Below are 25,007 nucleotides of genomic sequence, written 5' to 3' on the forward strand. Positions count from 1 at the left end.
TGACCCTGGGCGGAGCCGTGCGCGCGGTGCGGCAGCCGAGTGCGCGCGCGGCCGCAGCGCCCGCGGGGCGTCGCAGCCGGCTCCGGCTGACCCCCACGTGCGCGGCAGACTCCAGGCCGTGCGCGGCAGGCTCCAGCGCATGCGCGGCTGGCCCCAGCACTCGCGGAATCTCACAGCGCTCGCGGACCACCCCAGTCCTCATGGAGTGGGCGGCGGGCCTCAGCGCGTGTGCGGGGCGCACCCGTCCCCCACGCGGACCCGGCGACCCTCAGAGGGGGCGGCGGGCCTCAGAGTGAGCAGCGGGTCTCAGTGCGTGTGCGGGAGGTCCTCGTGGGCGGCGTCGCGCCGGCGCTCGCACTGAATGGTCGCATGCTCGATGGGCACGTCGAAGTGCGTGGCCAGGCAGCGCTGCACATCGCCGAGGATCTCCGGGACGTGGCCGTCGAAGAAGCACTCGTCCTGCAGCGCCACGTGCGCGGTGAGGACCGGCAGCTGTGAGCCGATCCGGGAGACGTGGAGGTCGTGGACCCCCACGACGTGGGGCCGGGATTCGATGTGGGTGCGCACCTCGTCGAGGTCGAGCTCCGCGGGCGCCTGCTCGAGGAGGATCCCCAGGGTCTCGCGCAGGATCGCCCACGCGCGCGGCAGGATGAGCGCGCCGATGACGAGGCCCGCCACGGCATCGGCCCGCTGCCAGCCGGTGAGCGCCATGACGGCGGCCGCGGCGATGACGGCCACGGAGCCCGCGGCGTCCGCGCACACCTCGAGGAACGCGGCCCGCGCGCTGAGCCCGGAGCCGCGCGCCCCCAGGAGCACGCACAGGCCCGCGATGTTCGCGGCCAGCCCGATCGCCCCGAACACGAGCACCCCGCCCGCGGCGACCTCGGGCGGGGAGAGCAGGCGGCGCACCCCCTCGACGATGCTGAACACGCCGACAAGCGCCAGCAGGGCGGCCTGGGCGCCCGCCGCGAGCACTTCGATCCGGGCGAGGCCCCAGGTGCGGCTCCCTGCGGCCGGCCGGAGCATGAGCTGGGCGGCGCCCAGGGCGACGCCCAGGCCGATGACGTCGACGAGCATGTGGCCTGCGTCGGTGAGCAGGGCGAGGCTGCCGGTCGCAAGGGCGCCGACGACCTCGGCGGCGAAGACGGCGGCGGTGAGCCCGAAGACGACCGCCAGCCGCCCGCGGGGCACCCCAGCGGTGCCGTGATCGTGTCCTGCGCCCATCGCCGGGCTCCCCTCCGCTCCGGGCGCCCACCGGCCGGCCGCGCCCACACATTCGCGCATAAGCATACTTTTATACGCGGCCCCGGCGCTGTTGCCCGGACCACAGCCCCCGGCCGCGCTCCCCCACTCCCGCCCGCACCCGCGTCTCGCGTCCCCACCGGCAGTTACGAGTAGGCAGTCACGCGCAGCCCCGCCGACTGGCGTCCTGGCGCCCCGTCGGCAGCCCTGGGCCTCCCCCTGCCAGCGCTCTGCCAGCAACCCCGCGGAGACTGGGCGGATGGATCACCCCGACCGGCGCACCGGGCCGCGCACGGCGTCCGCCCTGGAGACCGCCGACTTCCTGGCCCTCGATCACGCGCCCCTGCACTCCCCCGCGGGCGGCGGGGCAAGCATCACCCGTGCGCGCCTGGATGCACTCGAGGTCTACGCGCTGCACGCGCAGGGCGCCTGTGCGATCGTCAGCCGATTCGGCGCGCAGGTCCTCGCCTACCGGACCGCGGCGGGCCGGGAGGTGCTCTTCACCTCGGCGCTCGCGCCGTTCGATCGCTCGCGGCCCATCCGCGGCGGAATCCCCGTGTGCTGGCCGTGGTTCGGCCCCGCGGCCCAACCGCAGCACGGCTGGGGCCGGATCCGCGACTGTGAGCTCGCCGCCGCGGATGCCGACGCCGCCGGGCTTACGCTGCGCCTGGCCGAGCCCGGTGGCGCCAGCGCCCAGGTCCGCATCGAGCTGGGCTCGGAGCTGTGGGTGGCCCTCACCCACCTGGGCGACCCGGCCGCGGGCCCGCCCGTGACCGCCGCCCTGCACAGCTACCTGCGCACGCCGGAGGCCGGTGCCACACGGGTGCGCGGACTGCCGGCGGGCACGCAGATCCCGGCCGCGGCGCGGAATGCCGCCGAGCCCGGGGCCTTCGCCTTCCCGGCCGCCGGGATCGACGCGGCGCTGGCGCTGCCCGGTGGCATCCAGGACATCCGACTGGCCGTGGCCGCGGGCGAGCGCGACTGCGCGACGATCGCAGCCGCGTGCTCGGATGTCGTCCTGTGGAACCCCGGAGGGCCCCTGGGGGACACCACCGAACATGCCCACCGCGCTTCGTGTGCGTGGAGCCCGCGCGCCTCGGCCAGCCGCTGCGGCCGGGCGAGGAGCTGGCGGCCGCGTACTCCGCCTGAGGGCCGCTGAGCCCGAGGCCCGCTGCGCTCAGACGCCCTCGGCCTGGGGCCGCTCCGGTTGAGGGGGATCGGCTGAGGGGCTGCTCAGCCTGGGGCGCTCAGGCGCGCTCGAGGCGCAGCGAGAAGTCCAACCGCCCTTTCGGCTGGACGAGCGGCCGCTCCCCACCGCGCCCTGCCCCCTCGCCCAGCGGCACCGGGATGTCGTAGTCGGCCCAGGCCACCTCGGCGGAGCCGGTGATGAACAGCGCGCCCCGGCTGCGGACCACGAGCGAATCGGCGGACATGCGCGCGGCCAGCCCGTTGATCGTCACCTCGCCGGGCAGGTTGACGTCCGCGCTGCCGCGGGCGGCCACGTCGGGCAGCTCGGTGGCCTCGGCGATGGCGAAGTCGGCGCTGCGCTGGCGGCGCAGCTCGGCCAGCAGCGCGCGGGCCGCGGCGGGGTCCGGCTCCGCCGCCGAGGTGCGGGCGCCGTCCGCGGCCGAGGTGCCGGCTGCCCCGGTCCCCGGAGGCCCGCCATCGGCGGCCACGGGCTCTCCCAGCCCGGACAGGTCGATGCGCAGGTCCCCCGCCGTCAGCCGCGTGCCCGCCACCTCCAGACGGCCGGCGAGGACCGCGGTGCGCGCGACGACGGTCCACCCCCGGGCGCCGTCCAGCTCCACGATCCGCACGGCCACCTCGGACCCGCGCGCCGGCGCCCAGCTGCCCGCGATGTTCCCGGGCTCCGGGACGGCGGAGTGCGCGGCTGTGGGGGGCGGCGGCACGGGTGCCCCGCGGGGCTTGGGGGCGCTGAGCGTGCCCACCGTGAGCGCGGCGACCGCCACGAGCAGCGCCGCCGCGAGAACGCCGACGGTCCACAGGGCCGGGCGGCGCGCGGCGGGGCGCAGGGCGATCATGGTCCGATGCTATGCACGATCGCGGCGCATCTCACATCGCAATGACACTTAAGCAGTTGCGCAAGCATTGAAACCTGCGCTCGGCTTTCCTAGGGTGGAGACATGCCCTTCGACGCCCCGCCGCACACGGCCGCGCCCTCCCCCGCCCTCATCCGGCAGTGGCAGCGCCACCTCGCCAACGAGCGCATGGAGGAGCAGGTCTACCGGCGCCTGGCCCAGCGCCGCCGCGGCGAGGACCGCGACATCCTGCTGTCGCTGGCCGATGCCGAGCGGCGCCACCAGCAGCACTGGATCGGCCTGCTCGGGAAGCACGCCGGGCGGCGGCGGATGCCCGCGCTCGGGGTGCTCGTGCTCGCGGCGCTCGGCCGGGTCTTCGGCTCGATCTTCGTCCTCGCCCTCGCCCAGCAGGCGGAGGCGAAGTCGCCGTACGACTCGGACTCGTTCGCCTCCGACGAGATGGCGGCCGACGAGAAGGTCCACGCCGAGGTCATCCGGGCACTGGCGGCGAAGTCCCGCTCGCGGCTGTCGGGCAACTTCCGTGCGGCCGTGTTCGGCGCCAACGACGGCCTGGTCTCCAACCTCGCCCTGGTGCTGGGCGTGGGCGCCGCCGGGCTCGCCCCCCACCAGGTGCTCCTCACCGGCATCTCCGGACTGCTGGCCGGCGCCCTGTCCATGGGCGCCGGCGAGTTCGTCTCCGTGCGCTCCCAGCGCGAGCTGCTCGACGCCTCGGAGCCGGACCCCGCCTCGACCGAGGTCCTGCCCGCCCTCAACATCGACGCCAACGAGCTCGCCCTCGTCTTCCGCGCCCGCGGCATGACGGCCGAGGAGGCCGCGCGGGCCGCGGAGACCGCCATCCGCAAGTCCCAGGCCCGCGCCGTCGTGACCTTCCTCCCCTCGTCCATGCAGTCCTCCGACCACGAGGAGCTCGGCACGGGCCTGGGCGCGGCGGCGGCCTCGTTCTGCTTCTTCGCCTCCGGCGCGGTCATCCCGATCCTGCCCTACCTGCTCGGCGCGACCGGCCTCACGGCCATCGTGCTCGCAGCCGGCCTCGTAGGCCTTGCGCTCCTCGTCACCGGTGGCATTGTGGGCATCCTGTCCGGCCGGGCGCCCCTGCCGCGCGCGCTGCGCCAGCTGGCGATCGGCTTCGGGGCCGCGGGGATCACGTACGCGCTGGGACTGCTGTTCGGGGCGAGCGCCGGCTGAGACGCGCCCGCGCGGCCGCCGCCCGCGAGGAGTCCACGAGTCGGCACGGGCTCGGCTCAGCGCCCCGGCGGTGGTTGAATGTGCCGCATGGCTGCTGAGATCGCACACACACTCGTCCTCCTCGACCCGGAGGCCGGGACCTGGGAGCGCGCCGACCCCCTGGCCCCGCAGCTGCGGGTCGACGACCTCGCCCCGCACCGCGGCGACGGGATCTTCGAGACGGTGCTCGTGAGCAACGCGGACGGCCGCGGTCCCCAGGCCCACGCCCGCGCCGCGCACCTCGAGCGGTTCGGCCAGTCGGCCCGGATGCTCGACCTGCCGGCCCCGGACCCGGAGGTCTGGGACGCCGCCCTGGACGCGGCGAGCGCGGACTTCGCCGCGGCGAACCCGGACATCGAGCTGTTCTCCGTGCGCTACGCCCTCTCCCGTGGCCTCGACCGGCCCGCGGGCTGGGTGCTCACCATCCCCATTGAGGAGAAGTACCCCCGGCAGCGCCGGGAGGGCGTGCGCGTGCGCAGCGCCGACCGCGGCTACGAGGCCTACTTCGGCCAGTCCGCGCCCTGGGCGCTCATCGGCGCGAAGACGCTGTCGTATGCCACGAACATGGCCTCGGGCCGCTGGGCGCAGGCCAATGGGGCCGATGAGGTCCTCTACTTCTCCCACGACGGGATCGCGCTCGAGGGGCCGAGCTCCAACCTCATCATCCGCCGCGGCGACGAGCTCATCACACCCGATCCCAAGGCCGGGCTGCTCCACGGCACCACCCAGCGCACCCTCTTCGAACGCGCCGCCGAGGCCGGCTTCCTGTGCTCCTACCAGGACCTGTGCGCGCAGGACGTCGCGGCGGCCGACGCCGCGTGGATGGTCTCCTCCGTCCGCATGGCCGTGCCGATCATCGCGTTCGACGACACGGAGCTGACCCACGACGCCGGGTTCACCGAGCGCATGCACGGCTGGGTGCTCGCGAGCAGCTGACCGGCCGCCGAGGCGGGGCGCGGTGGTGCCCGCCTGCGTTCCCCGACCGCCCGCGCTAGGCGCTAGCCTGGGGGCGGACCGATTCCACCGCACCCGCGCTGAAGGAGAGACTCATGGGAAAGATCGCCTGGAAGATTCTGGGTGCCGGCGGCGGCGCCCTGGCCGCGCTCGCCGCGCGCAAGGCCCTCACGCTCGTGTGGGAGAAGTCGATGGACAAGCCGGTGCCGGTCAACCCCGGCGACGAGGACACGGGCCTGGCCGAGGCGCTCGCCTGGACGATCGTCTCCGGCGTGGGCGTGGCGGTCGTGCAGCTCGTCGTGGAGCGCTACGCCATCCAGACCGTGCGCTCGCGGTGGGGCGATCAGGCGCTGCCGAAGAAGCTGCGCGCCGACGCCAACGAGACCGGCGCCGTCTGATCCCAGCCGGACCCGCGGGGGCGGTCGCACTGCGGTGCGGCCGCCCCCGCGCGCTGTCCGCGCTCGGTCGGGCAGCCGCGCCCAGTGGGGCGGCCGGGCTCAGTCGGAGGGCCGTGCCCAGTCGGGCGGTTAGGCGGCGGGGGCCGGGCTCAGTTGGTCGGCGGCGCGGCGGGGGGCTCGGTCTCGCCCAGGATGTCGAGGACCGCGCCCACCTGCGCAGCGCTCAGCTGACCGGGGGCGGAGGCGCCGACGAGCGCCGCGAACGTGGCGGCGGAGCCGAAGTCGCCGCCGATGAGGCGCGTCGCCCGGCCCAGCTCGCTCATGGAGATGCCGATGACGGGCACCCCCACCCGCGTGCGCGCCCGGTCGAGGGCGGCGAGCACGGCGAGCACGTCGGAGCGGCTGCGCGGCATGACCGCGAACTTCGCGACGTCCGCGCCGGCGCCCTCCATCGCCGCGCACAGCTCCACCAGCCGCTCGGCCGGCGGGGTGCGGGCGAAGTCGTGGAATGAGGCGACTCCCCCGACGCCGGCCTCCCGCGCGCGGGCGAGCAGCCGCGCCGCATCGGCGCGCCGGAACTCGATGTCCACGGCGTCCGGGCCGAGCGCCACGAGACCCTCGACGAGCAGTGCGTAGGCGGCGTCGTCCAGCTGCGCCATGCCGCCCTCGGAGTGGGTGCGCACCGTGAGCATGACGGGCAGCCCGCAGCGCTCGCGGAGGAGGGCCAGCCCTGCCGAGGCCGCCTCGAGGGCGGCGCTGCGCGACGCCTCCTCATCGCCCGCCCGAGGCTCATGCGGTTCGGAGGTGGGCGCCTCGACCGTGTGCACCTGAGGCGCGCGCTGCTCGACGGCCCGGTGCTCGGGACCGCCCGCTGCTCCGCCCAGCCGCAGCGCAGCGAGGGCGTCGAGGCGCCATTCGAGCGCGTCTGCCCCCGCGGCCGCCTCGAGGCCCGGCAGCAGCGCTGCGAGCTCGTCGATGGAGCGCGGCTGGAGGGGGGCGATGATCGCCGGCCGGCCGGACCGGCCGGCGAAGGGCAGAGGGCGCATGCGCTCAGCGTAACCGCCCGGCCGAAGCCCGCCGCGGCCTCGGCGGCTCTCAGGTGCCTGCCCCGCCCCTGCGCACCTCCGGCGTCGGAGCCTCACCCGGCCCGCGCCTGGCCCTCGCCCGGCAGAGCCACGCCGCCGGGGAGGGGGCCTGGCCGCCCGAAAGCCGTTTTCCGCGCAGCCGTGGGTAACGATCGCGTAACTCCCGTCACATCCCGCTTATCCACTGGTCAGCCGGGCCCGCGGGCGCACCGCCTATGGGGCCCGCGCGGCCGCCTGACCGCCGTTCGCGGGGGCGCCGTCGCACCGCTGGACTATGGTAGCTAGCGAATGACCAGCGCCCGCGAGCCCGCCGCGGTCCCCCGGGACCGCGTTGCGGCCGCGCCGCCGCCACCGGTTGAACCCGCGACGCGGCCGCGCCCGCTTGCACGGCGCCCCGCCGACAGAAGGGAACACACGTGGCCGTTGTCCGTGCATCGCACCTGTACAAGGTGTTCGGCAGACGCGAGGCCGAGGTCGTCAAGCGCCTCGGGGCCGGCGAGGACCGCAAGGACCTCGCGAAGCTGGGAACCGCCGCCGTCATCGACGCCTCCTTCGAGGTCGAGCGCGGCGAGATCTTCGTCGTCATGGGCCTCTCCGGCTCGGGCAAGTCGACGCTCATCCGCATGATCAACGGCCTGTGGGCGCCCTCGGCCGGCTCGGTCGAGATCGCGGGCAAGGACATCTCCGCGCTCAACGCGGGCGATCTGCGCCGGGTGCGCCGCGAGAACATCTCCATGGTCTTCCAGCACTTCGCGCTCATGCCGCACCGCACGGTGCGCGAGAACGCCGCCTACGGCCTCGAGATCCAGGGCGTCGACCGCGCCAAGCGCCTCGAGCGAGCCGATCACTGGCTGACGACCGTCGGCCTCGACGGCTGGGGCGACAAGTACCCCAGCCAGCTCTCCGGCGGCATGCAGCAGCGCGTGGGCCTGGCCCGGGCGCTGGCCGCGGAGACGGACATCCTCCTCATGGACGAGGCCTTCTCCGCCCTCGACCCGCTCATCCGCCGGGAGATGCAGGAGCAGCTCATCGAGCTCCAGCAGGAGCTCGGCAAGACGATCGTCTTCATCACCCACGACCTCAACGAGGCCATGTACCTGGGCGACCGGATCGCGGTCATGCGCGACGGGCGGATCATCCAGATCGGCACCGCCGAGGAGATCCTCACCCACCCCGCCGACGACTACGTCGCCTCGTTCGTCCAGGACGTCGACCGCGCCCGCGTGCTCACCGCCGCCTCCGTCATGCGGACCACGGACAACGTCATCATGTCCGGCTCCGGGCCGCGCGTGGCGATCAAGGCCATGCAGGAGCACAGCACCTCCGGCCTCCTCGTGACGGACCGCAACCAGCGGCTGCTGGGCATCATCACGGACCAGGACGCCGTCGACGCCTCGCACGCCGGGGCGAAGGACCTCACGGGCGCCATCCGCACGGAGGGCCTCGTCACCGTCAGCCCCGACACCCCGGTGGCCGACCTGTTCGCGCCGAGCACCGCCTCGCCGGTGCCGCTGTGCGTCGTCGACGACGAGGGGCGGCTCGTGGGCGTGGTGCCCCGCGTCAACCTGCTCACCTCCATGGCGAGCACCTCGCCGCACACGGGAGAGCTGCCCAGCGTGACCGAGCTGGGCGAGGACACCGCCGGTACCCGCGATGAGGAGGCCCGCGCATGAACCCGCTGAATCCGCGCATCCCGCTGGGCGAGTGGGCCGATGATTTCATCACCTGGTTCCAGTCGGCGTTCTCCTGGCTGCTCGACTTCGTCAGCCTCGTCCTGCAGGGCATGTACACGGGGCTGTTCGCCGTGCTCTCCGGGCCGCTGTTCATCGTCATGCTCTTCGTCTTCGCCGCGCTCGCGTGGCTGGCGGTGGGCGTGCGCCGCGGCTGGAAGCTCGCGCTGTTCACGTTCATCGGCTTCTACATCATCCGCGCCCTCGACCAGTGGGACAACGCGATGTCGACGCTTGCGCTCGTGCTCGTCGCGGTCGTCATCGCGCTCGTCATCGCACTGCCGCTGGGCGTGTGGGCGGCGAAGTCCCGGGCGGTCTCGCGCATCGTGCGGCCCATCCTCGACTTCATGCAGTCGATGCCGGCGCTGGCCTACCTGGTCCCCGCGATCGTCATCTTCTCCGTGGGCCAGGTGCCCGGCGCCATCGCGACGATCATCTTCGCGCTGCCCCCCGGTGTGCGCTTCACCGAGCTCGCCATCCGCCAGGTCGACGGCGAGGTCGTCGAGGCCGCGCAGGCGTTCGGCGCCTCGCCCTCGCACATCCTCTTCCGCGTCCAGCTGCCGCTGGCGCTGCAGACGATCATGGCCGGCATCAACCAGGTCATCATGCTCGCCCTGTCCATGGTCGTCCTCGCCGGCATGGCCGGTGCGGAGGGCCTGGGCGGCGCCGTCATCGAGTCGATCGGCTCGCTCGACGTGGGCCTGGGCATCGAGGCCGGCCTCGCGGTCGTCATCCTCGCCATCTTCCTGGACCGCGTGACCGCAGCCCTCGGCAGCAAGGGCCCCGGGGCCCGCGCCGGGCGCTGACCCGCACTCACAGACCACCGCAAACAGAAGGAGAGACCATGAAGTTCCGCACTCTGACGAAGACCGGCGCAGCACTCGCCGCTTCCGTCCTCGCCCTCAGCGCCTGCGGCGCATCGAACTCCGGCGGCGATTCCGGCTCTGGTTCGAGCGACGACTCGTCCAGCTCCGGCGACTCGCAGGACTGGGCGGACTGCACGCCCGGCACGGACTCCAAGGACGTGTCCTCGGAGCAGGACGACGACAACAAGAAGCTCACGATCGGCGCCTTCAACGGCTGGGACGAGTCGTTCGCCGCCGCGCACCTCATGAAGAAGGCCCTCACGGACAAGGGCTACACCGTGGAGATCAAGAACTTCGACGCGGCCCCCGGCTACACCGCGGTGGCCAACGGCGACGTGGACTTCCTCATGGACGGCTGGCTGCCGCAGACCCACGCCGACTACATCAAGAAGTACGGCGACAAGCTCGATGCACAGGGCTGCTGGTACAACAACGCCAAGCTCACGATCGCGGTGAACAAGGACTCGAAGGCCAAGACCATTGAGGACCTCAAGTCCATGGGCGGCGAGTACGGCAACACGATCTACGGCATCGAGGCCGGCGCCGGCCTGACGAAGGCCGCCAAGGCCGCCGTCAAGGACTACGACCTGTCCGATATGAACCTCAAGGTCTCGTCCACCCCGGCGATGCTCGCGCAGCTGAAGAAGTCCACAAGCGCCAACAAGGACGTCGCCGTCACGCTGTGGCGCCCGCACTGGGCCTACGCCGCGTTCCCCGTGCGCGACCTCGAGGACCCCAAGGGCACCATGGGCAAGGCCGAGGTGATCTACAACTTCTCGAAGAAGGGCTTCGCCGACTCCAACCCCAAGGTCGCGCAGCTGCTGAAGAACCTCGTGCTCGACGACAAGAACCTCTCGAGCCTGGAGAACGTCATGTTCTCCGACTCGAAGTACGCCGGCAAGCAGAACGACAAGGCCGTCGACGAGTGGGTCAAGGACAACCCGGACTTCCTCAAGGACTGGGAGGCCGGCAAGCTCGCCGAGAGCAAGTGAGCGAGCGCCGAGCCCGTTGGCTCGGCCGCGTCCCGCGCGCAGGGGCGGCCGCTGCATCCGCAGCGGCCGCCCCTGCGGCGTCTGCCGCTCCCGTCGCGCGCTGACGCATGCCCCCCCTGCGGCGCGCGCCCATGCCCGCATGCGCAGTGGTCGATGCCGTGCCCGCTGCCCTAGCCTCGGTGCCACCAGGCCGCGCAGACCGGCGCGGCCGGTACCGAAGGAGAAGAGCATGCAGGTGAGGAACTCGCTGCGGTCGCTGAAAAACATGCCCGGCGCCCAGGTGGTGCGCCGGCGCGGCCGGACCTACGTCATCAACAAGAAGAACCCGCGCTACAAGGCCCGCCAGGGCTGAGCGCGAGCGCGGCGCTCACATCCGCAGCCAGGCCTCGCGCGCCGGCCGCAGGAGGGCGCCGAGCTCCTCTGCCTCGCCCAGCCACGCCACGGGCCCGCCCTCCGGGGCGGTGCACGCATCGGCGACGAGCACCAGGTCGAAGCCCAGGGTGAGCGCGGCCAGCGCGGTCTCGCGCAGCGCGCCGCCCTCGTCGGCGCCCGCCAGCACGATCCTGTCGATGCCCATCTCCTCGAGGCCGGGGGCCAGGTCCTCGACGCCGTCGAACGCGTCGGCCACCGGTGAGGCCAGCACCAGGTCCTCGGGACCGGGCGACGCCGAGGCGCGGGGCGCCTCGGGCGCGGCAGGCGCCTCGCCCGGGCCCGCGGGAGCGCCCGCGTCCTCCTCCGGCGCGGGCACCGCGGGCTCCTGGGCGGGGGCGGTGACGAAGACGACGACGCCCTGCGCGGTCCGGGCGCGGCGCAGCAGCAGGGCGAGCGGTTCGGCGGCGGCCGCCGCGGCGTGGGCGTTGACGAAGACGAGCGCATCCATGGGCTTAGCATGGCACGGGGCTCACCCGGGCCCGCGTGCCCGACCGGGCCGGCCCGCGCCGTTCACGCGCCCCACCGCACGCCGCTCACCAGGAGGGGACCCATGGCACACCCGCGCTACCCGTACCGTCACAGCGCTCCGGACCGCATCATGGGCCACGCGGACATGTTCGTGCTCTACGACGGCAGCACGGTGGCCGCGGACATGAAGTCGATCGACGCCGCCGCCGATGCGTTCGACGCCGCCGTGGCGCACCCCGATTCGCACGCGTTCCTCTGGATCGACCTCCTCCAGCCCTCCCACGAGGACCTCGATGAGCTCGCCTCCCGGTTCGGGCTCCACCCACTGGCGGTCGAGGACGCGATCGAGGCCCACCAGCGGCCCAAGTTCGAGCGCTACGGGGCCACGGACTTCATGGTGCTGCGGCCCGCCGCCCTCACCATCAACAAGCGCCCGGCCGACGGCGAGGACCCCGCCCGGCCGGACTTCTCCGTGGAGGTCGGGGAGACGCACGCGTTCATCGGCGACCGCTTCCTCATCGTCATCCGCCACTCGCCCCAGGACGATGATGCGAAGGTCCGCGCCGCGTTCGAGGCCGATCCCCGCTTCGCGGCATTCCCGCAGTTCTCCGCGCTCTACCGGGTCCTCGACCACGTCGTGGACTGCTACGGGCCGATCATCCGCATGCTCGAGGACTTCTCCGACAGCCTGGAGGAGCAGATCTTCACCGGCACCCCGGCGCGCTCGAAGGACGTCTTCCAGCTCTCGCGCGGCATCATCGAGGTCGAGCGCGCCGTCTCCCCGCTCACCGACCTCATGGCCGCGCTGTTCGCGATGCTCAAGGAGCAGGGCGCCCCGGACGAGCTCATGCGCGGCATGCGCGACGTCGCCGACCACGTCCGAGCCTCCGCCGAGCACCTCGAGCGGCTGCGGTCCCTGCTGCGGGAGATCTTCACCGTCAACGCGACGATGATCTCCGAGCGGCAGAACGAGGACATGCGGCGGATGAACGAGCTGTCCATCCAGCAGAACGAGCAGATGAAGAAGATCTCCGCGTGGGCCGCCATGCTCTTCTTCCCCAGCCTGGTCGCGGGCACGTACGGCATGAACTTCGAGCACATGCCGGAGCTGCACTGGGCGCTGGGCTACCCGTTCGCGATCGCGCTCATGGTGGCCGGCTGCGCCGTGCTGTGGCGGATCTTCAAGAAGGTCGGCTGGCTCTGAGCCGGCCGAGTCCCGCCGAGCCCGGACCGCGGGCGGCGGCGGCCTGAGACGGACCGCGCGGCCACCGGCGATGCCCTACATTGGGGCCATGGCAACGACGACATTCCGCGCCCTCACCGGCGCCGGCACCCCCGCGCTCGGCACGTTCATCTGCGACTTCATGACCCCCGGGATCGCCACGATCTGCGCGCGGGCCGGGGCGGACTGGGTGCTCTTCGACCTCGAGCACTCCGGGTACGGCCTCGATGCGGCCCGGCCCTGCCTCCAGGTCGCCGGGGCGGAGGAACTCGCCGCGTTCGTGCGCGTGCCCGGGACCCAGCAGCACCTCGTGGCCACGGCGCTCGACGCCGGGGCGCAGGGCATCATGGTCCCCTACGTGAACTCGGCGCGCCAGGCGGAGCAGCTCGTGGGCTGGATGAAGTACCCGCCGCTGGGCACCCGCGGGTCCGCGTTCGGCATGTCCCACGACCGGTACGCCCCGGGGCTGCCGGGCCAGAAGCAGGCCGCGGCGAACGCGGACACGGTCTTCCTGCCCCAGATCGAGACGCCCGAGGCCGTCGCCGCCGCGGCGGACATCGCGGCCGTCGACGGCGTGGACGTGCTCTTCGTGGGCCCGCTCGACCTCAGCACGAACCTGGGCTTCCCCGGTGACTTCGCCGCCGAGCCCGTCGTCGCGGCGCTGGAGACCGTGGCCGGAGCCGCCCGCGCCGCCGGCAAGGCCGCGGGCATCTTCGCGGCCACCGACCAGCTGGCCGACCTCGCCGTGGACCTGGGCTACACCGTCATCTCGCACTCCGCGGACGTCGCGGTCTTCGGCCGGGCGCTGGCGTCCGGCATGGACCGGATCCGCGCGCGGGCCTGAACCCGCCTCAGCTCTGCGGCCGGCGCGGGCCCGCACCCGCCTGGCTGGGCCGGCGCGGGCCTCAGAGCTGCGGCGGCGGGGCGATCGACTTGCCGGCGATCCTGCTGTGCTCGACGATGACCTTCGACATCTCCTTCGAGGCCGTGTCCGTCTGGGGCGCGCGGGCGTCGATCGAGACCGAGTAGAGCTTGCCGCCCTTGAACACCGCTGCGCGCAGCGAGACGAGCCGGGTGGGCACGCCGTAGGCCTGCGGGTCCTTCTTCGTGAGGTCCGCGGCATAGGCCCACGCCGCCCCGCCGTCGATCGCGGACTTCCGCTGCGAGGTGATCGTGTTCGTCGGGCTGTCGTTCTTGTACCGCGCCGTGCTGTCGATGGCCTTCGCGGCGGAGTCCTCGAACGCCGGCATGCACAGCACGCCCACGAACGCGTCGCTGAGCTTGTTCGGATTCTTGCGGAACGAGCGCGAACCGCTGCCGCCCATCTCGTTGTGCACCCACGCCTTGGGCACGACGAGGTCGACGCGGACGGGGCAGTACTCGCCGAAGTCGCCGTGGACGGGCGCGTAGCCGTCCGGCACCACGTCCCCCGGCGCGGTGGGCGGCGGCGGGGGGCCTGCCGACTCCTGCAGGCCCAGCCGCAGGGGGCCGCCCGCACCGTCCTCCGTGCGCACGCCGATCGCGCCGCACCCGGTGAGCAGGAGCGCGGCCGCGCACGCGGCGCCCACCGCCGTGCCCCTGCGCCTCATCGCCGCGGCTCCCCGTCCGCGGGCCCCCGCCGGTCCGCGGCGTTGTGCGGATCCGCGGTGCCGCGCTGGCCTGCGGTGCCGTGCTGGTCCGCAGTGCCGTGTTCAGGCGCAGTCGGCTGCGCAGGCGCAGTGCCCTGCCAAACGGCGGCGCCCGGCCAAGCGGCGGCGCCCTGAGCCCCGGGGTCGGCCGGCGCTTCGGGGCCGCCGAGGTGCGCCGGCGGCTGCGCGGGCCGGCGCGGGTATTCGCCCTGCGGGCCGGGCACGTGGGTGCCCGGACCGGTGCCCTGCACAGGCGCCGAGGCGGGCCGCGGTGCACCGGGCTGTGCCGTGCCGGCCTGCGCGGCTCCGGGCTGTGCTGTGCCGGCCTGCGGTGCTCCCGCACCGAGGCCGCCGTAGCCCGGCGGCGGGGCGAAGCGCTCGTGACCGGCGGGCCCGGCCGCCCGGGGCGCGCGGGCACCGGGGGCCGAGCCCCCGCCGAACACACCCTGGTCGCCGGACGCGCCCTGGCCGCCGGACACGGGAACGGATGGGGCGGAAGGCTCGCCCGGTCCCTGGTGGCCCGGGGCGCCGAAGGTCTCCCCTGTCGTCGTGTCGCGCAGCTGGCCGTCGACCATCTGCAGGCGCCGCTTAGAGGTCCGCCGGGGGGTGCCGAGGATGCGGCCGGCCCGCTGCGCATCGCGCGGGCTGCGCGGCGGCGCGACCTGCTCCCCGGCGCGCTGCGCCCCGGCCTCGCGGGCGGGATCGTCGGCGAGCACCGGCAGCAGCACGCGCACGCTCGTCCCGACGCCCTCCTGGCTGAAGAGCTCGACCGAGCCGCCGTGGCGGGCGATGATCGCGCGCACAAGCGAGAGGCCCATGCCCGAGCCCGCGACGCTGCGCACCCGCGCGCCCCGCGAGAGCTCCTCCCACACGCCCTCCTGCTCGTCGACGGGGATGCCGGCGCCGGTGTCGGCGACCTCGATGACGACCCAGCGGTAGCCGTCGATGACCTGCTCGTTGGCGCGCAGCTCCACGACGTCCGTGTCCGCCGAGTACTTGAGCGCGTTGCCCAGCAGGTTGAGCACAGCGGAGAGCAGCAGGTCCTCCTCGCCGGCCACGTCGGGCAGCTTCCACGGCGCGCGGGCCACCGTCGCCACGATCATCCGGTCCTCGGCCCCGGGGGCCGTGCGGGCGTCCTCGACCGCCTGGTGGATGAGGCGGTCCGTGTCGACGCGGCGGTAGTCGAGCTGGCGCGATTCGACGTCGGCGAGCTTGCGCAGGTCCGCGAGCAGGCGCGCCACGCGCCGGCTCGACGAGTCGATCTGGCGCACGGCGGGCAGCATCTCCGGTGGGGCGCCCGCCCCGTCGCCCACCGCCTCGCGCACGGTGGCCGCCGAGGTGCGCAGCGCTGTGAGCGGGTTCTTCAGCTCGTGGTCGAGGCGGATGAGCATGCGATTGCGCTTGGCCGTGGCCTCGCGCTCGGCCTCCGTGCGCACCTGCTCGCGCAGCGCGGCGTCGGCACGGCGGCGGCGGCGGCGCAGCCAGAGCCAGGCCCCGACCGCCAGCCCGGCGAGGACCAGCAGGACCACGAGGAGCAGCCAGCCGCGCACTTCGAGGACGACGAAGCTGTTCATGCGTCGTCCAGCGAGTCGGCGCCCGCGACCTCGGCGATGAAGCGGTACCCCTTTCCCTGCACGGTGGCGATCCAGCGCGGCTCGGCCGCGTCCTCGCCGAGCACCCGGCGCAGCTCGGCCACGCGGGAGTCCACGGCGCGCGTGCCCACCGCGTCGTCGAAGCCCCAGAGCACCTCGAGGAGGCGGCTGCGCTCGATCAGCTCGTCCTGGTGGACCATGAGGTATTCGAGCAGCGTGAAGCCCTTGGGGGTGATGACGAGCTCGCGCTCGCGCAGCCATGCCCGGCGCCCCACCCGGTCGACCTTCAGCCCGAAGGTCGACACGAGCACGGACGCGGTGGCCAGCGGGGGCCCGCCGCTGCGGGTGCGCCGCAGCACGGCGCGCACGCGCGCCACGAGCTCGTGGGGGTCGAACGGCTTGTTCAGGTAGTCGTCGGCGCCCTCCTCGAGCGCCATCGCGCGCTCGACCGCCTCGCCCACCTGGGTGAGCAGCAGCACCGGCACCCAGTTCTGCTCGCGGCGCAGCGTGCGCAGCACCTCGCGGCCGTCGGCGCCGGGCATGAGCACGTCGAGCACGCACGCGTCGGGGCCGTGGCGGCGGATCTCGTCGAGGGCCAGCCGGCCGTCCGGTGCGCTGATGACGCGGAATCCCGAGCGCGAGAGGAACGGCACGATCGAGCCGAGCACGTCCGGCTCGTCGTCGGCCACGAGGACGAGGGGGCGGTCATCGGTCCGGGCTCCGGCGCTCATAGTCCCTCGGATTGATCGGCGGCAGGCGGCCGCGGCGGTGGGCAACTCGACACCGTCATCATAGCCACAGCGCACGCGGCCGGGCCCGGGGATGCCCGTGCCCTCCCGGCACGGCGGTCGCGCCCCGTCCCCGCCCGATCCCGGTTAGCCCCGCTCGTCGGGCTCGCTGGCCTGACCCTCCGGCAGGCACACCGCGGGCGAGGAGCCGCCGGCCGTGGGGCGTGCGCCCGCACCCGCGTCGCCGTCGCCGTCGGCGTCACCGTCGCCGTCGGTCCGGGGCTCCGCCCGGCTTCGATCGGCGGTCGGGTCCTGGACGACGGCACGGTCCTGTGCCTCGGCACCATCCTGGTCGGCGGCGCGGTGCTGGTCGCCTGCGCGGTCCTGTGCTTCGACGGAGTCCTGCGCGTCTGCGAGGTCCCGTGCCTCATCGGCCTCGGCACGCTCCTGGGCCGCGGCCCGCTCGCGGGACTCCGCGCGGGCGACAGCATCGGCGAGGTCGTCGCGGAAGAGCAGGGACGAGCGCAGGTGCTTCGTCCGGTAGCCGGCGCGGCCCACCATGTGCACGCCCACCGGGGTGGTCCCCATCTGGAACAGCACGATGACGATGAGGGAGGACACGGTCGCCCAGTGCGGATTCTGCAGCGCGGCCCCCAGCAGGATGAGCAGCAGGCCCAGGATCTGCGGCTTCGCGGCCGCGTGCATGCGGGAGAGGAGATCGGGGAAGCGCATGAGGCCGATCGCCGCGCACACGCTGAGCAGCGCGCCGGCGAGGATGCAGATGAGGGAGACGATGTCGGCGATCATGGGCGCTGCCCCTCCGGTCCGGCGGCACCGGTTCCGGCGGCATCGGGGCCCACCTCATCCGGGCCGGCCGCGTCCGGACCGACCTCGTCCGGCTGCCCGCCCGCCGGGGCCGAGGCGCCCGGGGCCTCCCCCGCGCCCTCGGGGCCGGCGCAGTCGGCACCGGTGTCCGAGCCCTCGGCGGGGGCCTCGGCCTCGGCCGGCAGCGCGGGCTCGTCGTCGAAGACGGGCCGGCCGCGGGCATCGCGGGGCCGCGCCTCACCGGGGGCCGGCAGCTCATCGCCGGCGACCTCGGACCGGCCCCCGGTGCCGTTGAGCAGGCGGCCCGCGGCGCTGAGCGCGGCATCGTCCTGCGCATCGTCGGCCGCGTGGCGGGTGACGTAGCGAGAGACGCCCACCGAGCCGATGAAGCCCAGTGCGGCGATGACGAGCATGACGGGCAGCAGGTCGACCCTGCCGTCGATCGCGACCACCGCGCCGATCCCGCAGAGCAGGGTGGCCAGCAGCACATCGGTGCCGATCATGCGGTCGAGGATGCTGGGCCCGCGGATGATGCGCACCACCGCGAGGACGGTCGCCGCGGAGAACAGCAGCCCGATGACGGGCCCGGCCCAGGCCAGCAGCGCGGGGTCGATGAGCAGGGTCTCCTCCGTCATGGCCGCTCACCTCCGCCGCGACGCCCGGCGGCGCCCCGGCGCCCGCGCAGCGAGCTGGCCTCGCTCACGGTCTTCAGGCCGTTCTCCGCGCGCCAGTCGTTGAGCACCTGCAGATCGTGGGCGGAGCCGATCGCCGCGACGACGAGCAGCTCGATGCGGTGGGTCTGGGCCCGCACCTTGGCGATGTCGGCCTCCGAATCGCAGCCGAGCGCGTGCATGTAGAGCACCGAGCTCGCGCGGTCGGCCTCGACGACGAACGAGCCGGGGATGAGGCTGGCGACCTGGGCGATGACGGTGAGCACGAGGTCGGAGCGCACGTGCAGCGTGACGGCGACGACGGACGAGGCCGGCATCCGGCCCGGCCGGATCGCGGCCCACGCCACCTCGGCCGATGCCGTGACCAGGGAGTAGGCGAACCACACCACGAACACCGCGAACCGCCAGACGTTGAAGCGGCCGGAGAGCTCGAACGCCGGCAGGTAGAAGGCCCGGGTGACGCCGAAGCTCACGATGATGCCGGTGAGCACGGTCATGGGGGTCACGGCCTCCCAGAGCATGACCCACAGCGCGACGAGCACGGTGATGAGCAGGAGCTGGCGCAGCGCGCGCACTGCGCGCTCGCGGCCCCGCACGGCTGCCTCAGCCATCTGAGCCTCCCCGCTGGGCGTCCTCGATGACCTGGCCCGAGCCGTTGTCCGGCGCCTCGACCGCATCCGGGCCGAGCACCTGCTCGGCATAGGCGCCGGGATTGTGGAGGTTCTCCGCGGCGCGGGTCGACAGGGCCCACAGCGGCCCGGCGAAGACCGTCAGCGCCACGCTCACCGCGACCATGGCGGCGGTGGGCAGCACCATCGTCAGCGGCAGCCGGGCCGGGGCGGCCTGCTGCGGGACGGTGTCGATGGCCGACGCGATGGGCGCCTCGGGCACCGGCCGGCCCTGCTCCCCGGCGTGCTTCTCCGCCCGGCGGCGCAGGGCCTGCTGGCGCGAGCGCGACTCGCGCAGGTGGGCCATCTCGTCCACGAGCTCCGGGGTGGGCTCCTCGACCTGGTCCGGGTCGCGCCAGAAGGCGAGGTTCCAGGTCCGGCCGATGACGTAGAGCGTGAGGAGGCTGGTGAGCGCGCCGGCGGCGATGAGCGCATAGTTGAGCCAGTCGCCGCCCTCGGCGCCGGCCTGGAACAGCGCGACCTTGCCGATGAACCCGCTGAACGGGGGGATCCCGGAGAAGTTGAGGCCGGGCACGAAGAAGAGCACCGCGAGCAGCGGGGAGAGCAGGGCCAGGCCGCCGAGCCGCCGGGTGGACGTGGTGCCGGCCCGCTGCTCGACGAGGCCCACGGCCAGGAAGAGCGCGGTCTGGACGATGATGTGGTGGACCGTGTAGAACAGCGCGGCCGCGAGCCCGGCCACCGTCCCCATCGCCACGCCGAACAGCAGGTAGCCGATGTGCGAGACCAGCGTGAAGGAGAGCATGCGCTTGATCTCCGTCTGCGCGATGGCGCCCAGGATGCCCACGATCATCGTGAGTCCCGCGACGACGAGCAGCGGCACGCGCAGGTTCGAGGCGATGAAGATGACCGTCTCCGTGCGGATGATCGCGTAGATGCCCACCTTCGTCAGCAGCCCCGCGAACACGGCGGTCACCGGGGCGGGCGCGGTGGGATAGGAGTCCGGCAGCCAGAAGGACAGCGGGAAGACCGCGGCCTTGATGCCGAAGCCCAGGAGCAGCGCGATGTGGAGGATGAGCTGGACATCGGCGGGCAGCTGGTCGAGGCGCTGGGAGAGCTGGGCCATGTTCACGGTGCCGGTCGCCGCGTAGACGAGCGCGATCGCGACGAGGAACACGAGCGAGGAGACGAGCGAGATGACGATGTAGGTCGCGCCCACGCGGATGCGGTCGGCCGTCGCGCCGAGGGTGAGCAGCACATAGGAGGCCGCGAGCAGCATCTCGAAGCCCACGTAGAGGTTGAACAGGTCGCCTGCGATGAAGGCGTTGGCCACCCCCGCGCACAGGATGAGGTAGGCCGGGTTGAACACGCTCACCGGCGTCTCACGGCTGGTGTCGGCCATCTCCTGGCCCACGGCGTAGAGGAGGACGCCGAGCGTCACGATCGTCGAGACGACGAGCATGAGGGCGGAGAGGCGGTCGACGACGAGGGCGATGCCGAACGGCAGCTGCCAGCCGCCCACGGCGACCACCTGGGTGCCGCCGGAGTCGACGCCCACGAGCAGCACGATGCCGATCGCGAGCACGGCGGTGAGGGTGCCGACCGTGACCGCGTTCTGCAGGCGCACGCGACCGGCGAACAGCAGCGTGAAGCCCGCGCCCAGCAGGGGCAGTACGACGGGCAGGGGAACGAGGGCTGCGATGCTCACAGGCTCTCCCCCCTCTCCTGGGACCCCGAGGCGCTGTCCGAGTCCCGGCCGACACCGGGTTCCGGCGCGGCGCCGGGCTCGGGCGCCGGCCCGTCCGCCCCGCCGGCGGCGTGCGCGGGCTCGGCCTCGTCGTCGAGCGCGGCCTCGTGATCGAGGGCCGAGTCGCGCTCGGCGGGGGTGCCGTCGCGGTCGACGTCCGGGGCGCCGGGCACGGGGTTCTCCGCCTCGTCGCCGAATTCGGTGTCCTCCTGGTCCACGCCGGTGCCGGCCTCCTCCTGCGAGCCGCGGCCCTTCGTCACGGCCACGCGGATGTCCTCGAGGTCGTCGTCGATGTTCTCGCGGCGCACGAGCCTCCAGGAGCGGTAGATGAGCGCCAGCAGGAACGCCGTCATGGCGAACGTGATGACGATGGCGGTGAGCACGAGCGCGTGGGGCAGGGGATCGCTCATGCCGTCGGTGCTCAGGTCCTTGCCATCGGTGATGGGGGGCCGGCCGGCCCTGCCGCCGGTGAGGACGATGAGGATGTTGGCCCCGTTGCCGAAGAGCAGGAAGCCCAGCAGGACGCGCGTGAGCGAGCGGTCGAGCATGAGGTAGGCCCCGCAGGCGAAGAGGACGCCCATGGTCAGCAGCATGACGAACGGCGGGGTCACAGCCGGCCCCCATCCGAGCCGGGCGCGAGGTCGAGGCTGTCGACCTCGCCGAGCAGCTCGTGCAGCCGCTCCTCGTGCGGAGCGTCGGCGACCTCGCTGATCGTCTGCGCGAGCGCCTCCTCGTCCGCCTCCTGGTAGAGGTCGACCTGGGCGCCCAGGCTGCGCAGGATGTCGAGCATGAGGCCCACGACGATGAGGTAGACGCCGATGTCGAAGATCGTCGAGGTGCCGAACGACAGGTGGCCCAGCAGCGGCACGTCGAAGGCGAGGTACTCGGACTGGAGGACGCTGTCGCCCCACACGAAGCCTCCGAGCGCCGTGAGGGCGACGATCGCCATGCCGAAGCCCAGCAGGCGCCCCGCATCGACGTGCGCGGCCTCCGCGAGCTCGTAGCGCCCGCCGGCCAGGTAGCGGGCGATGAGCGCGAGGCCCGCCACCAGTCCGGCAGCGAAGCCGCCGCCGGGCATGTTGTGGCCGGCGAAGAGGAGGTAGACGGAGAAGACCATCATGGGGTGGAACAGCAGCCGGACGATGACCTCGAGGATGATCGAGCGGTTGCGGGGGGCCAGCGTGCGCCCGGCCAGCAGCCATGCGCTGCGCCCGCCGGCCTCCTGCGCCGAATCGGAGGCCTCCGCGGAGAGCGCCTCGGCGACCGGGGTGAAGCGGCCCGTGCGGCTGAGCTCGGCCGGCGCCTCGAAGCGCTGCAGCTTGCCCTCGCGGCTGCGCACGAAGATGAGGCTCGCGACGCCGGTGGCGGCCACGACGACGACGGAGAGCTCTCCCAGGGTGTCCCACGCGCGGATGTCGACGAGCGTGACGTTGACGATGTTCTTGCCGTGGCCGATCTCGTAGGCGAGGCGGCCGAACTGCTCGGAGATGGGCGCGGCGTCCCGCGCGGCCATCGCCACGGCCGCGACGCCCATCATGAGCGCGCCGAACAGCCCGCCGACGATGGCGCGCATGGTCGGCGAGAAGCGGCCCTCCGATCGGCCGATGCCGGCCGGCAGCCGGCGCAGCACGAGGACGAAGACGACGATCGTGATCGACTCGACGAGGATCTGGGTGAGCGCAAGGTCCGGGGCGCCCTGCGCCGCGAAGAACGCGACCATGCCGTAGCCCGTGACGCCGACGATGACGACGGCGGCGAACCGCTTCGTCGCGACCGTCGCGGCGATCGCGGCGGGGATCATGCACACGGCGATGACGATCTGCGGCCACGAGTCCGCGAAGACGAAGTGCGCGGGCCAGGTGCCGTTGAGCAGCATGGCGAGGCCGATCGTGACGATCGCGACGACGTAGATGACGGCCTGGTAGAAGGGCAGCGAGCCGCGCTGCGTGCGGGCCGTGACCCACGAGGAGACGAACTCGACGCCCTCGACGATGCGGCGGTAGACGCGGTTGGCGCTGGGCAGCTGGGGCGCAGCGGCCTGGAACAGGGAGATCGGCTGGGCCGCCGCGATGAGCACGGCGCCCAGGCCCAGGGTCAGGGCGGAGAGCCACAGCGCCGGCTCGAAGCCGTGCCAGAGCGCCAGGTGGTAGGCCTTGCCCTCGCCGGCGAGCCCGGCCGAATGGGCCGTGACGAGGGGGTCGAGGAGGAAGACGAGCGGGCCGAGCAGCGCGCACAGCCCGGCCAGCAGCACGACGGGCGCCATGAACACCGGCGCGCTCTCGCAGCGCTTGACCGGCTTGACCCCCGGCTTGGAGCCGAAGGCGCCGAAGACGAACCGGGCGGAGTAGGCGACGGTGAGCACGGAGCCCGCGATCGTGCCGATGAGCGCGATGAGCCCCGCCGTGGTGCCCGTCTCGAGCAGGGTGGAGTAGACCGCCTCCTTCGCGGCGAACCCGAGCAGCGGGGGGATGCCCGCCATCGACGCCGCGGCGACCGTGCCGCACACCGCGAGGACGGGGGTGCTGCGCGCCATCCCGGAGAGCTTGCGCAGGTCGCGGGTGCCCACCTGGTGGTCGATGATGCCGACGGTGAGGAACAGGCAGGACTTGAACAGGGCGTGGGAGACGAGCATGGCAAGGGCCGCCGTGGCGGTGTCGCGCGTGCCGAACGCGCTGATGACGATGAGCAGGCCCAGCTGCGAGACGGTGCCGTAGGCGAGGACGAGCTTGAGGTCGAACTGGCGCAGCGCGGTCCAGCCGCCCATGATCATCGTCGTGATCCCGAGCGCCAGCAGCACGGGCAGCCAGCCGGGCATCGTGTGGAAGCCCGGGGCCAGCCGGAGGATGAGGTACACGCCGGCCTTGACCATGGCCGCGGCGTGCAAGTAGGCGCTCACGGGCGTGGGGGCGGCCATGGCGCCGGGCAGCCAGAAGTGGAACGGCACGAGCGCGGACTTCGAGACCGCGCCCACGACGATGAGGAGGACCGCGGTGATGACGAGGCCCGCGTCCGGGCCCCCGCGGTAGCCCGCGGCCACGATCGCGGAGATGCTGCCGGTGCCGTAGACCGCGGAGAGCATGATCATCCCGACGAGCATCGCGAGCCCGCCGAACGTCGTGACGATGAGCGCCTGGAGGGCGGCCTGGCGGGAGGCCTTGCGGCTGGTCGAATGGCCGATGAGGAGGTAGGAGAACACGGTCGTGCCCTCCCAGAAGATGTAGAGGACGAGCAGCTCGTCGGCGATGACGAGGCCGTACATCATGCCCGCGAACGCCATGAGCACGCCGGCGAAGCGGCCGATCGACGGGTCGCCGGGCTCGAAGTAGTGCGCGGAGTAGAGGAAGACGAGCGCGCCCACGCCGGTGACGAGCAGGCTCATCACCCACGAGAGGGGATTCATGCTCAGGCTCATCCCCATGCCCAGCGGCGCGAGCCAGTCGAGCGATTCGCGCACCTCGCCACCGGCGAGCACGGTGGGCGCCACCGCGATCGAGTAGCCCAGGGCCACGGCCGGCACGAGTGCCATGAGGAAGAAGGCGCTGCGGCCCATCCGGGCGAACAGCGGGGGCGCGAGGAGGGCGGCGGCGAAGAACGCCGTGATCAGCGCGGTCACTGCCTCACCCCCGGTTCGCAACTGTCGGCAGGTGACATTGTTTCATGCTCGCGGCCCCGCCCCGTCCACCGCGTTCCCAGTCGCGCCGCGGGCGTCGCCGGCCCGGGTCCGCTCAGCCCAGCTGGCGCTCCGAGACGAGGAAGCCGTCGTGGTCGAGGGCGATGCCCGCGGTGGCCCGCATGATGGCCCCGGCCAGCGCCTCGATGCGCTCGGCGGCCCCGGCCCGCATGCGCCGCACCGCCGGGTCCGCGGTGTCGAGCGCCTCGCCGAGGTCCTGGGCCAACGGCTGCCAGCGCACCCGGTAGGCGATCTGCGGGCCCGCCGCGTGGGCTGCGACGATGCCGGGCACCGCCTCCTCGAGGAGGACCCCGATCTCGATGAGGCCGGCCTCCGGTCCGAGCTCGGCGAGGTCGACCTCCACCGCGTAGCCGTCGAGGACGATGGGCTCAGCGGGGTCGATCTCCGCCCCCAGGCGCTCGAGCGCCTCAGCGGACACGGGCAGCGGCATGCGCGCGCCCGGGGCCACGGCGCGCACCCGTTCGAGCAGGACGTCCGGGGCGAGCCAGTAGTGGGAGTAGACGGCGAGGTCGATGTGGGCGTCCGGATCCGGGGTGAGGATCCGCTCCGCGCCCGATTGCCCCGGTGTCGAACCCGCGGCGGCGAGCCCGGCGGGATCGGACTGCGCGGTGCGGCCCGGGGCGGCCGAGGCCTCGTCGGCGCAGCGCACGGCGGTGTGCAGCCGGCGGGCCAGGGCGACGAGGAGCGCCAGCCCACGGCCCTCCTCGCGGTCGGGCAGGCCCGCCGGGAAGAAGGGGGCGAGCTCGTCGGCGCGGCGCACCCACTCCGGCGGGGGCTCGGCCTCGCGGTCGCGGGGCCCGGCGAGCGCGAAGGCCGCGCGCGCCCA

24 protein-coding genes are annotated in these 25,007 nt (G+C 73.6%); 10 read left to right on the plus strand and 14 right to left on the minus strand.

What is annotated here, in order from left to right:
- Positions 1-306: 306 nt before the first annotated feature.
- Complete coding sequence (locus GSY69_RS09795) at positions 307-1,224, minus strand: cation diffusion facilitator family transporter (RefSeq protein ID WP_160953674.1); 918 nt, start codon at positions 1,222-1,224, stop codon at positions 307-309.
- A gap of 277 nt (positions 1,225-1,501) precedes the next feature.
- Here GSY69_RS09795 and GSY69_RS09800 point away from each other — a divergent pair, with 277 nt between their 5' ends.
- Complete coding sequence (locus GSY69_RS09800) at positions 1,502-2,401, plus strand: aldose epimerase family protein (protein WP_160953675.1); 900 nt, start codon at positions 1,502-1,504, stop codon at positions 2,399-2,401.
- A gap of 88 nt (positions 2,402-2,489) precedes the next feature.
- Here the strand turns inward: GSY69_RS09800 and GSY69_RS09805 are convergent, their stop codons facing one another.
- Positions 2,490-3,284, minus strand: a complete 795-nt coding sequence (locus GSY69_RS09805; RefSeq protein ID WP_160953676.1) for a hypothetical protein — start codon at positions 3,282-3,284, stop codon at positions 2,490-2,492.
- A 102-nt stretch (positions 3,285-3,386) separates the two neighbouring features.
- Here GSY69_RS09805 and GSY69_RS09810 point away from each other — a divergent pair, with 102 nt between their 5' ends.
- The 3 genes from GSY69_RS09810 to GSY69_RS09820 all read left to right on the plus strand — a co-directional run bounded on the left by GSY69_RS09810 (position 3,387) and on the right by GSY69_RS09820 (position 5,878).
- Positions 3,387-4,487 carry a VIT1/CCC1 transporter family protein gene (locus tag GSY69_RS09810; RefSeq protein ID WP_160953677.1) on the plus strand — a complete coding sequence of 367 codons (1,101 nt, stop codon included), beginning with the start codon at positions 3,387-3,389 and terminating at the stop codon, positions 4,485-4,487.
- Between the two features lie 87 nt (positions 4,488-4,574).
- Positions 4,575-5,462 carry an aminodeoxychorismate lyase gene (locus tag GSY69_RS09815; protein ID WP_160953678.1) on the plus strand — a complete coding sequence of 296 codons (888 nt, stop codon included), beginning with the start codon at positions 4,575-4,577 and terminating at the stop codon, positions 5,460-5,462.
- Between the two features lie 113 nt (positions 5,463-5,575).
- A complete protein-coding gene (locus GSY69_RS09820; RefSeq protein ID WP_160953679.1) occupies positions 5,576-5,878 on the plus strand; it encodes a DUF4235 domain-containing protein in 303 nt (100 codons plus the stop codon).
- A gap of 149 nt (positions 5,879-6,027) precedes the next feature.
- Here the strand turns inward: GSY69_RS09820 and GSY69_RS09825 are convergent, their stop codons facing one another.
- Positions 6,028-6,924 (minus strand): type I 3-dehydroquinate dehydratase, encoded by an 897-nt coding sequence (locus GSY69_RS09825; protein WP_160953680.1) that lies wholly within the window; start codon positions 6,922-6,924, stop codon positions 6,028-6,030.
- A gap of 455 nt (positions 6,925-7,379) precedes the next feature.
- On the opposite strand from GSY69_RS09825, the gene GSY69_RS09830 reads away from it, so the two are divergent.
- The 4 genes from GSY69_RS09830 (at position 7,380) to ykgO (ending at position 10,903) form a co-directional block, all read left to right on the plus strand.
- The gene (locus tag GSY69_RS09830) at positions 7,380-8,636 is read left to right on the plus strand and encodes a quaternary amine ABC transporter ATP-binding protein (protein ID WP_160953681.1); all 1,257 of its coding nucleotides are present in this window, start codon (positions 7,380-7,382) and stop codon (positions 8,634-8,636) included.
- Positions 8,633-9,499, plus strand: a complete 867-nt coding sequence (locus tag GSY69_RS09835; RefSeq protein WP_160953682.1) for an ABC transporter permease — start codon at positions 8,633-8,635, stop codon at positions 9,497-9,499. Before GSY69_RS09830 ends, GSY69_RS09835 begins: the two co-directional genes overlap by 4 nt.
- A 38-nt stretch (positions 9,500-9,537) precedes the next feature.
- Entirely contained in the window at positions 9,538-10,551 is a 1,014-nt protein-coding gene (locus tag GSY69_RS09840) for a glycine betaine ABC transporter substrate-binding protein (RefSeq protein ID WP_160953683.1), read from the plus strand.
- Positions 10,552-10,780: 229 nt separating this feature from the next.
- The gene (ykgO, locus tag GSY69_RS09845; RefSeq protein WP_160953684.1) at positions 10,781-10,903 is read left to right on the plus strand and encodes a type B 50S ribosomal protein L36; all 123 of its coding nucleotides are present in this window, start codon (positions 10,781-10,783) and stop codon (positions 10,901-10,903) included.
- 15 nt (positions 10,904-10,918) lie between these two features.
- On the opposite strand, the gene GSY69_RS09850 is transcribed toward ykgO, so the two are convergent.
- The gene (locus GSY69_RS09850; protein ID WP_160953685.1) at positions 10,919-11,431 is read right to left on the minus strand and encodes an isochorismatase family protein; all 513 of its coding nucleotides are present in this window, start codon (positions 11,429-11,431) and stop codon (positions 10,919-10,921) included.
- 102 nt (positions 11,432-11,533) lie between these two features.
- Here GSY69_RS09850 and GSY69_RS09855 point away from each other — a divergent pair, with 102 nt between their 5' ends.
- Together GSY69_RS09855 and GSY69_RS09860 are read left to right on the plus strand one after the other, a co-directional pair.
- Positions 11,534-12,655, plus strand: coding sequence for a magnesium and cobalt transport protein CorA (locus GSY69_RS09855; protein ID WP_160953686.1), 1,122 nt, complete (start codon positions 11,534-11,536; stop codon positions 12,653-12,655).
- 88 nt (positions 12,656-12,743) lie between these two features.
- Positions 12,744-13,517: an HpcH/HpaI aldolase family protein gene (locus tag GSY69_RS09860; protein WP_160953687.1), complete on the plus strand. Its 774-nt coding sequence runs from the start codon at positions 12,744-12,746 to the stop codon at positions 13,515-13,517.
- 61 nt (positions 13,518-13,578) lie between these two features.
- Here the strand turns inward: GSY69_RS09860 and GSY69_RS09865 are convergent, their stop codons facing one another.
- From GSY69_RS09865 to GSY69_RS09905, 10 genes are all read right to left on the minus strand, one after another.
- The gene (locus GSY69_RS09865) at positions 13,579-14,262 is read right to left on the minus strand and encodes a hypothetical protein (RefSeq protein ID WP_160953688.1); all 684 of its coding nucleotides are present in this window, start codon (positions 14,260-14,262) and stop codon (positions 13,579-13,581) included.
- The gene (locus GSY69_RS09870; protein ID WP_160953689.1) at positions 14,259-15,875 is read right to left on the minus strand and encodes an ATP-binding protein; all 1,617 of its coding nucleotides are present in this window, start codon (positions 15,873-15,875) and stop codon (positions 14,259-14,261) included. The genes GSY69_RS09865 and GSY69_RS09870 overlap by 4 nt, the downstream gene beginning before the upstream one ends.
- Positions 15,872-16,624 carry a response regulator transcription factor gene (locus GSY69_RS09875; RefSeq protein ID WP_160953690.1) on the minus strand — a complete coding sequence of 251 codons (753 nt, stop codon included), beginning with the start codon at positions 16,622-16,624 and terminating at the stop codon, positions 15,872-15,874. Before GSY69_RS09875 ends, GSY69_RS09870 begins: the two co-directional genes overlap by 4 nt.
- A 144-nt stretch (positions 16,625-16,768) precedes the next feature.
- The gene (mnhG, locus tag GSY69_RS09880) at positions 16,769-17,428 is read right to left on the minus strand and encodes a monovalent cation/H(+) antiporter subunit G (protein ID WP_160953691.1); all 660 of its coding nucleotides are present in this window, start codon (positions 17,426-17,428) and stop codon (positions 16,769-16,771) included.
- Positions 17,425-18,081 carry a monovalent cation/H+ antiporter complex subunit F gene (locus tag GSY69_RS14210; protein WP_202411002.1) on the minus strand — a complete coding sequence of 219 codons (657 nt, stop codon included), beginning with the start codon at positions 18,079-18,081 and terminating at the stop codon, positions 17,425-17,427. The genes mnhG and GSY69_RS14210 overlap by 4 nt, the downstream gene beginning before the upstream one ends.
- The gene (locus tag GSY69_RS09890; RefSeq protein ID WP_160953692.1) at positions 18,078-18,728 is read right to left on the minus strand and encodes a Na+/H+ antiporter subunit E; all 651 of its coding nucleotides are present in this window, start codon (positions 18,726-18,728) and stop codon (positions 18,078-18,080) included. The genes GSY69_RS14210 and GSY69_RS09890 overlap by 4 nt, the downstream gene beginning before the upstream one ends.
- A complete protein-coding gene (locus GSY69_RS09895) occupies positions 18,721-20,451 on the minus strand; it encodes a Na+/H+ antiporter subunit D (protein WP_328698837.1) in 1,731 nt (576 codons plus the stop codon). The genes GSY69_RS09890 and GSY69_RS09895 overlap by 8 nt, the downstream gene beginning before the upstream one ends.
- On the minus strand, positions 20,448-21,101 hold the full coding sequence (locus GSY69_RS14215; RefSeq protein ID WP_268525817.1) for a Na(+)/H(+) antiporter subunit C: 654 nt from the start codon (positions 21,099-21,101) through the stop codon (positions 20,448-20,450). Before GSY69_RS14215 ends, GSY69_RS09895 begins: the two co-directional genes overlap by 4 nt.
- Entirely contained in the window at positions 21,098-24,103 is a 3,006-nt protein-coding gene (locus GSY69_RS09900) for a Na+/H+ antiporter subunit A (RefSeq protein WP_160953694.1), read from the minus strand. Before GSY69_RS09900 ends, GSY69_RS14215 begins: the two co-directional genes overlap by 4 nt.
- 112 nt (positions 24,104-24,215) lie before the next feature.
- The coding region (locus GSY69_RS09905; protein WP_160953695.1) for a hypothetical protein at positions 24,216-25,007 on the minus strand (792 nt) is incomplete at its 5' end.

It is taken from the genome of Brevibacterium rongguiense, from assembly GCF_009857845.1.
Classification (GTDB): Bacteria; Actinomycetota; Actinomycetes; order Actinomycetales; family Brevibacteriaceae; genus Brevibacterium; species Brevibacterium rongguiense.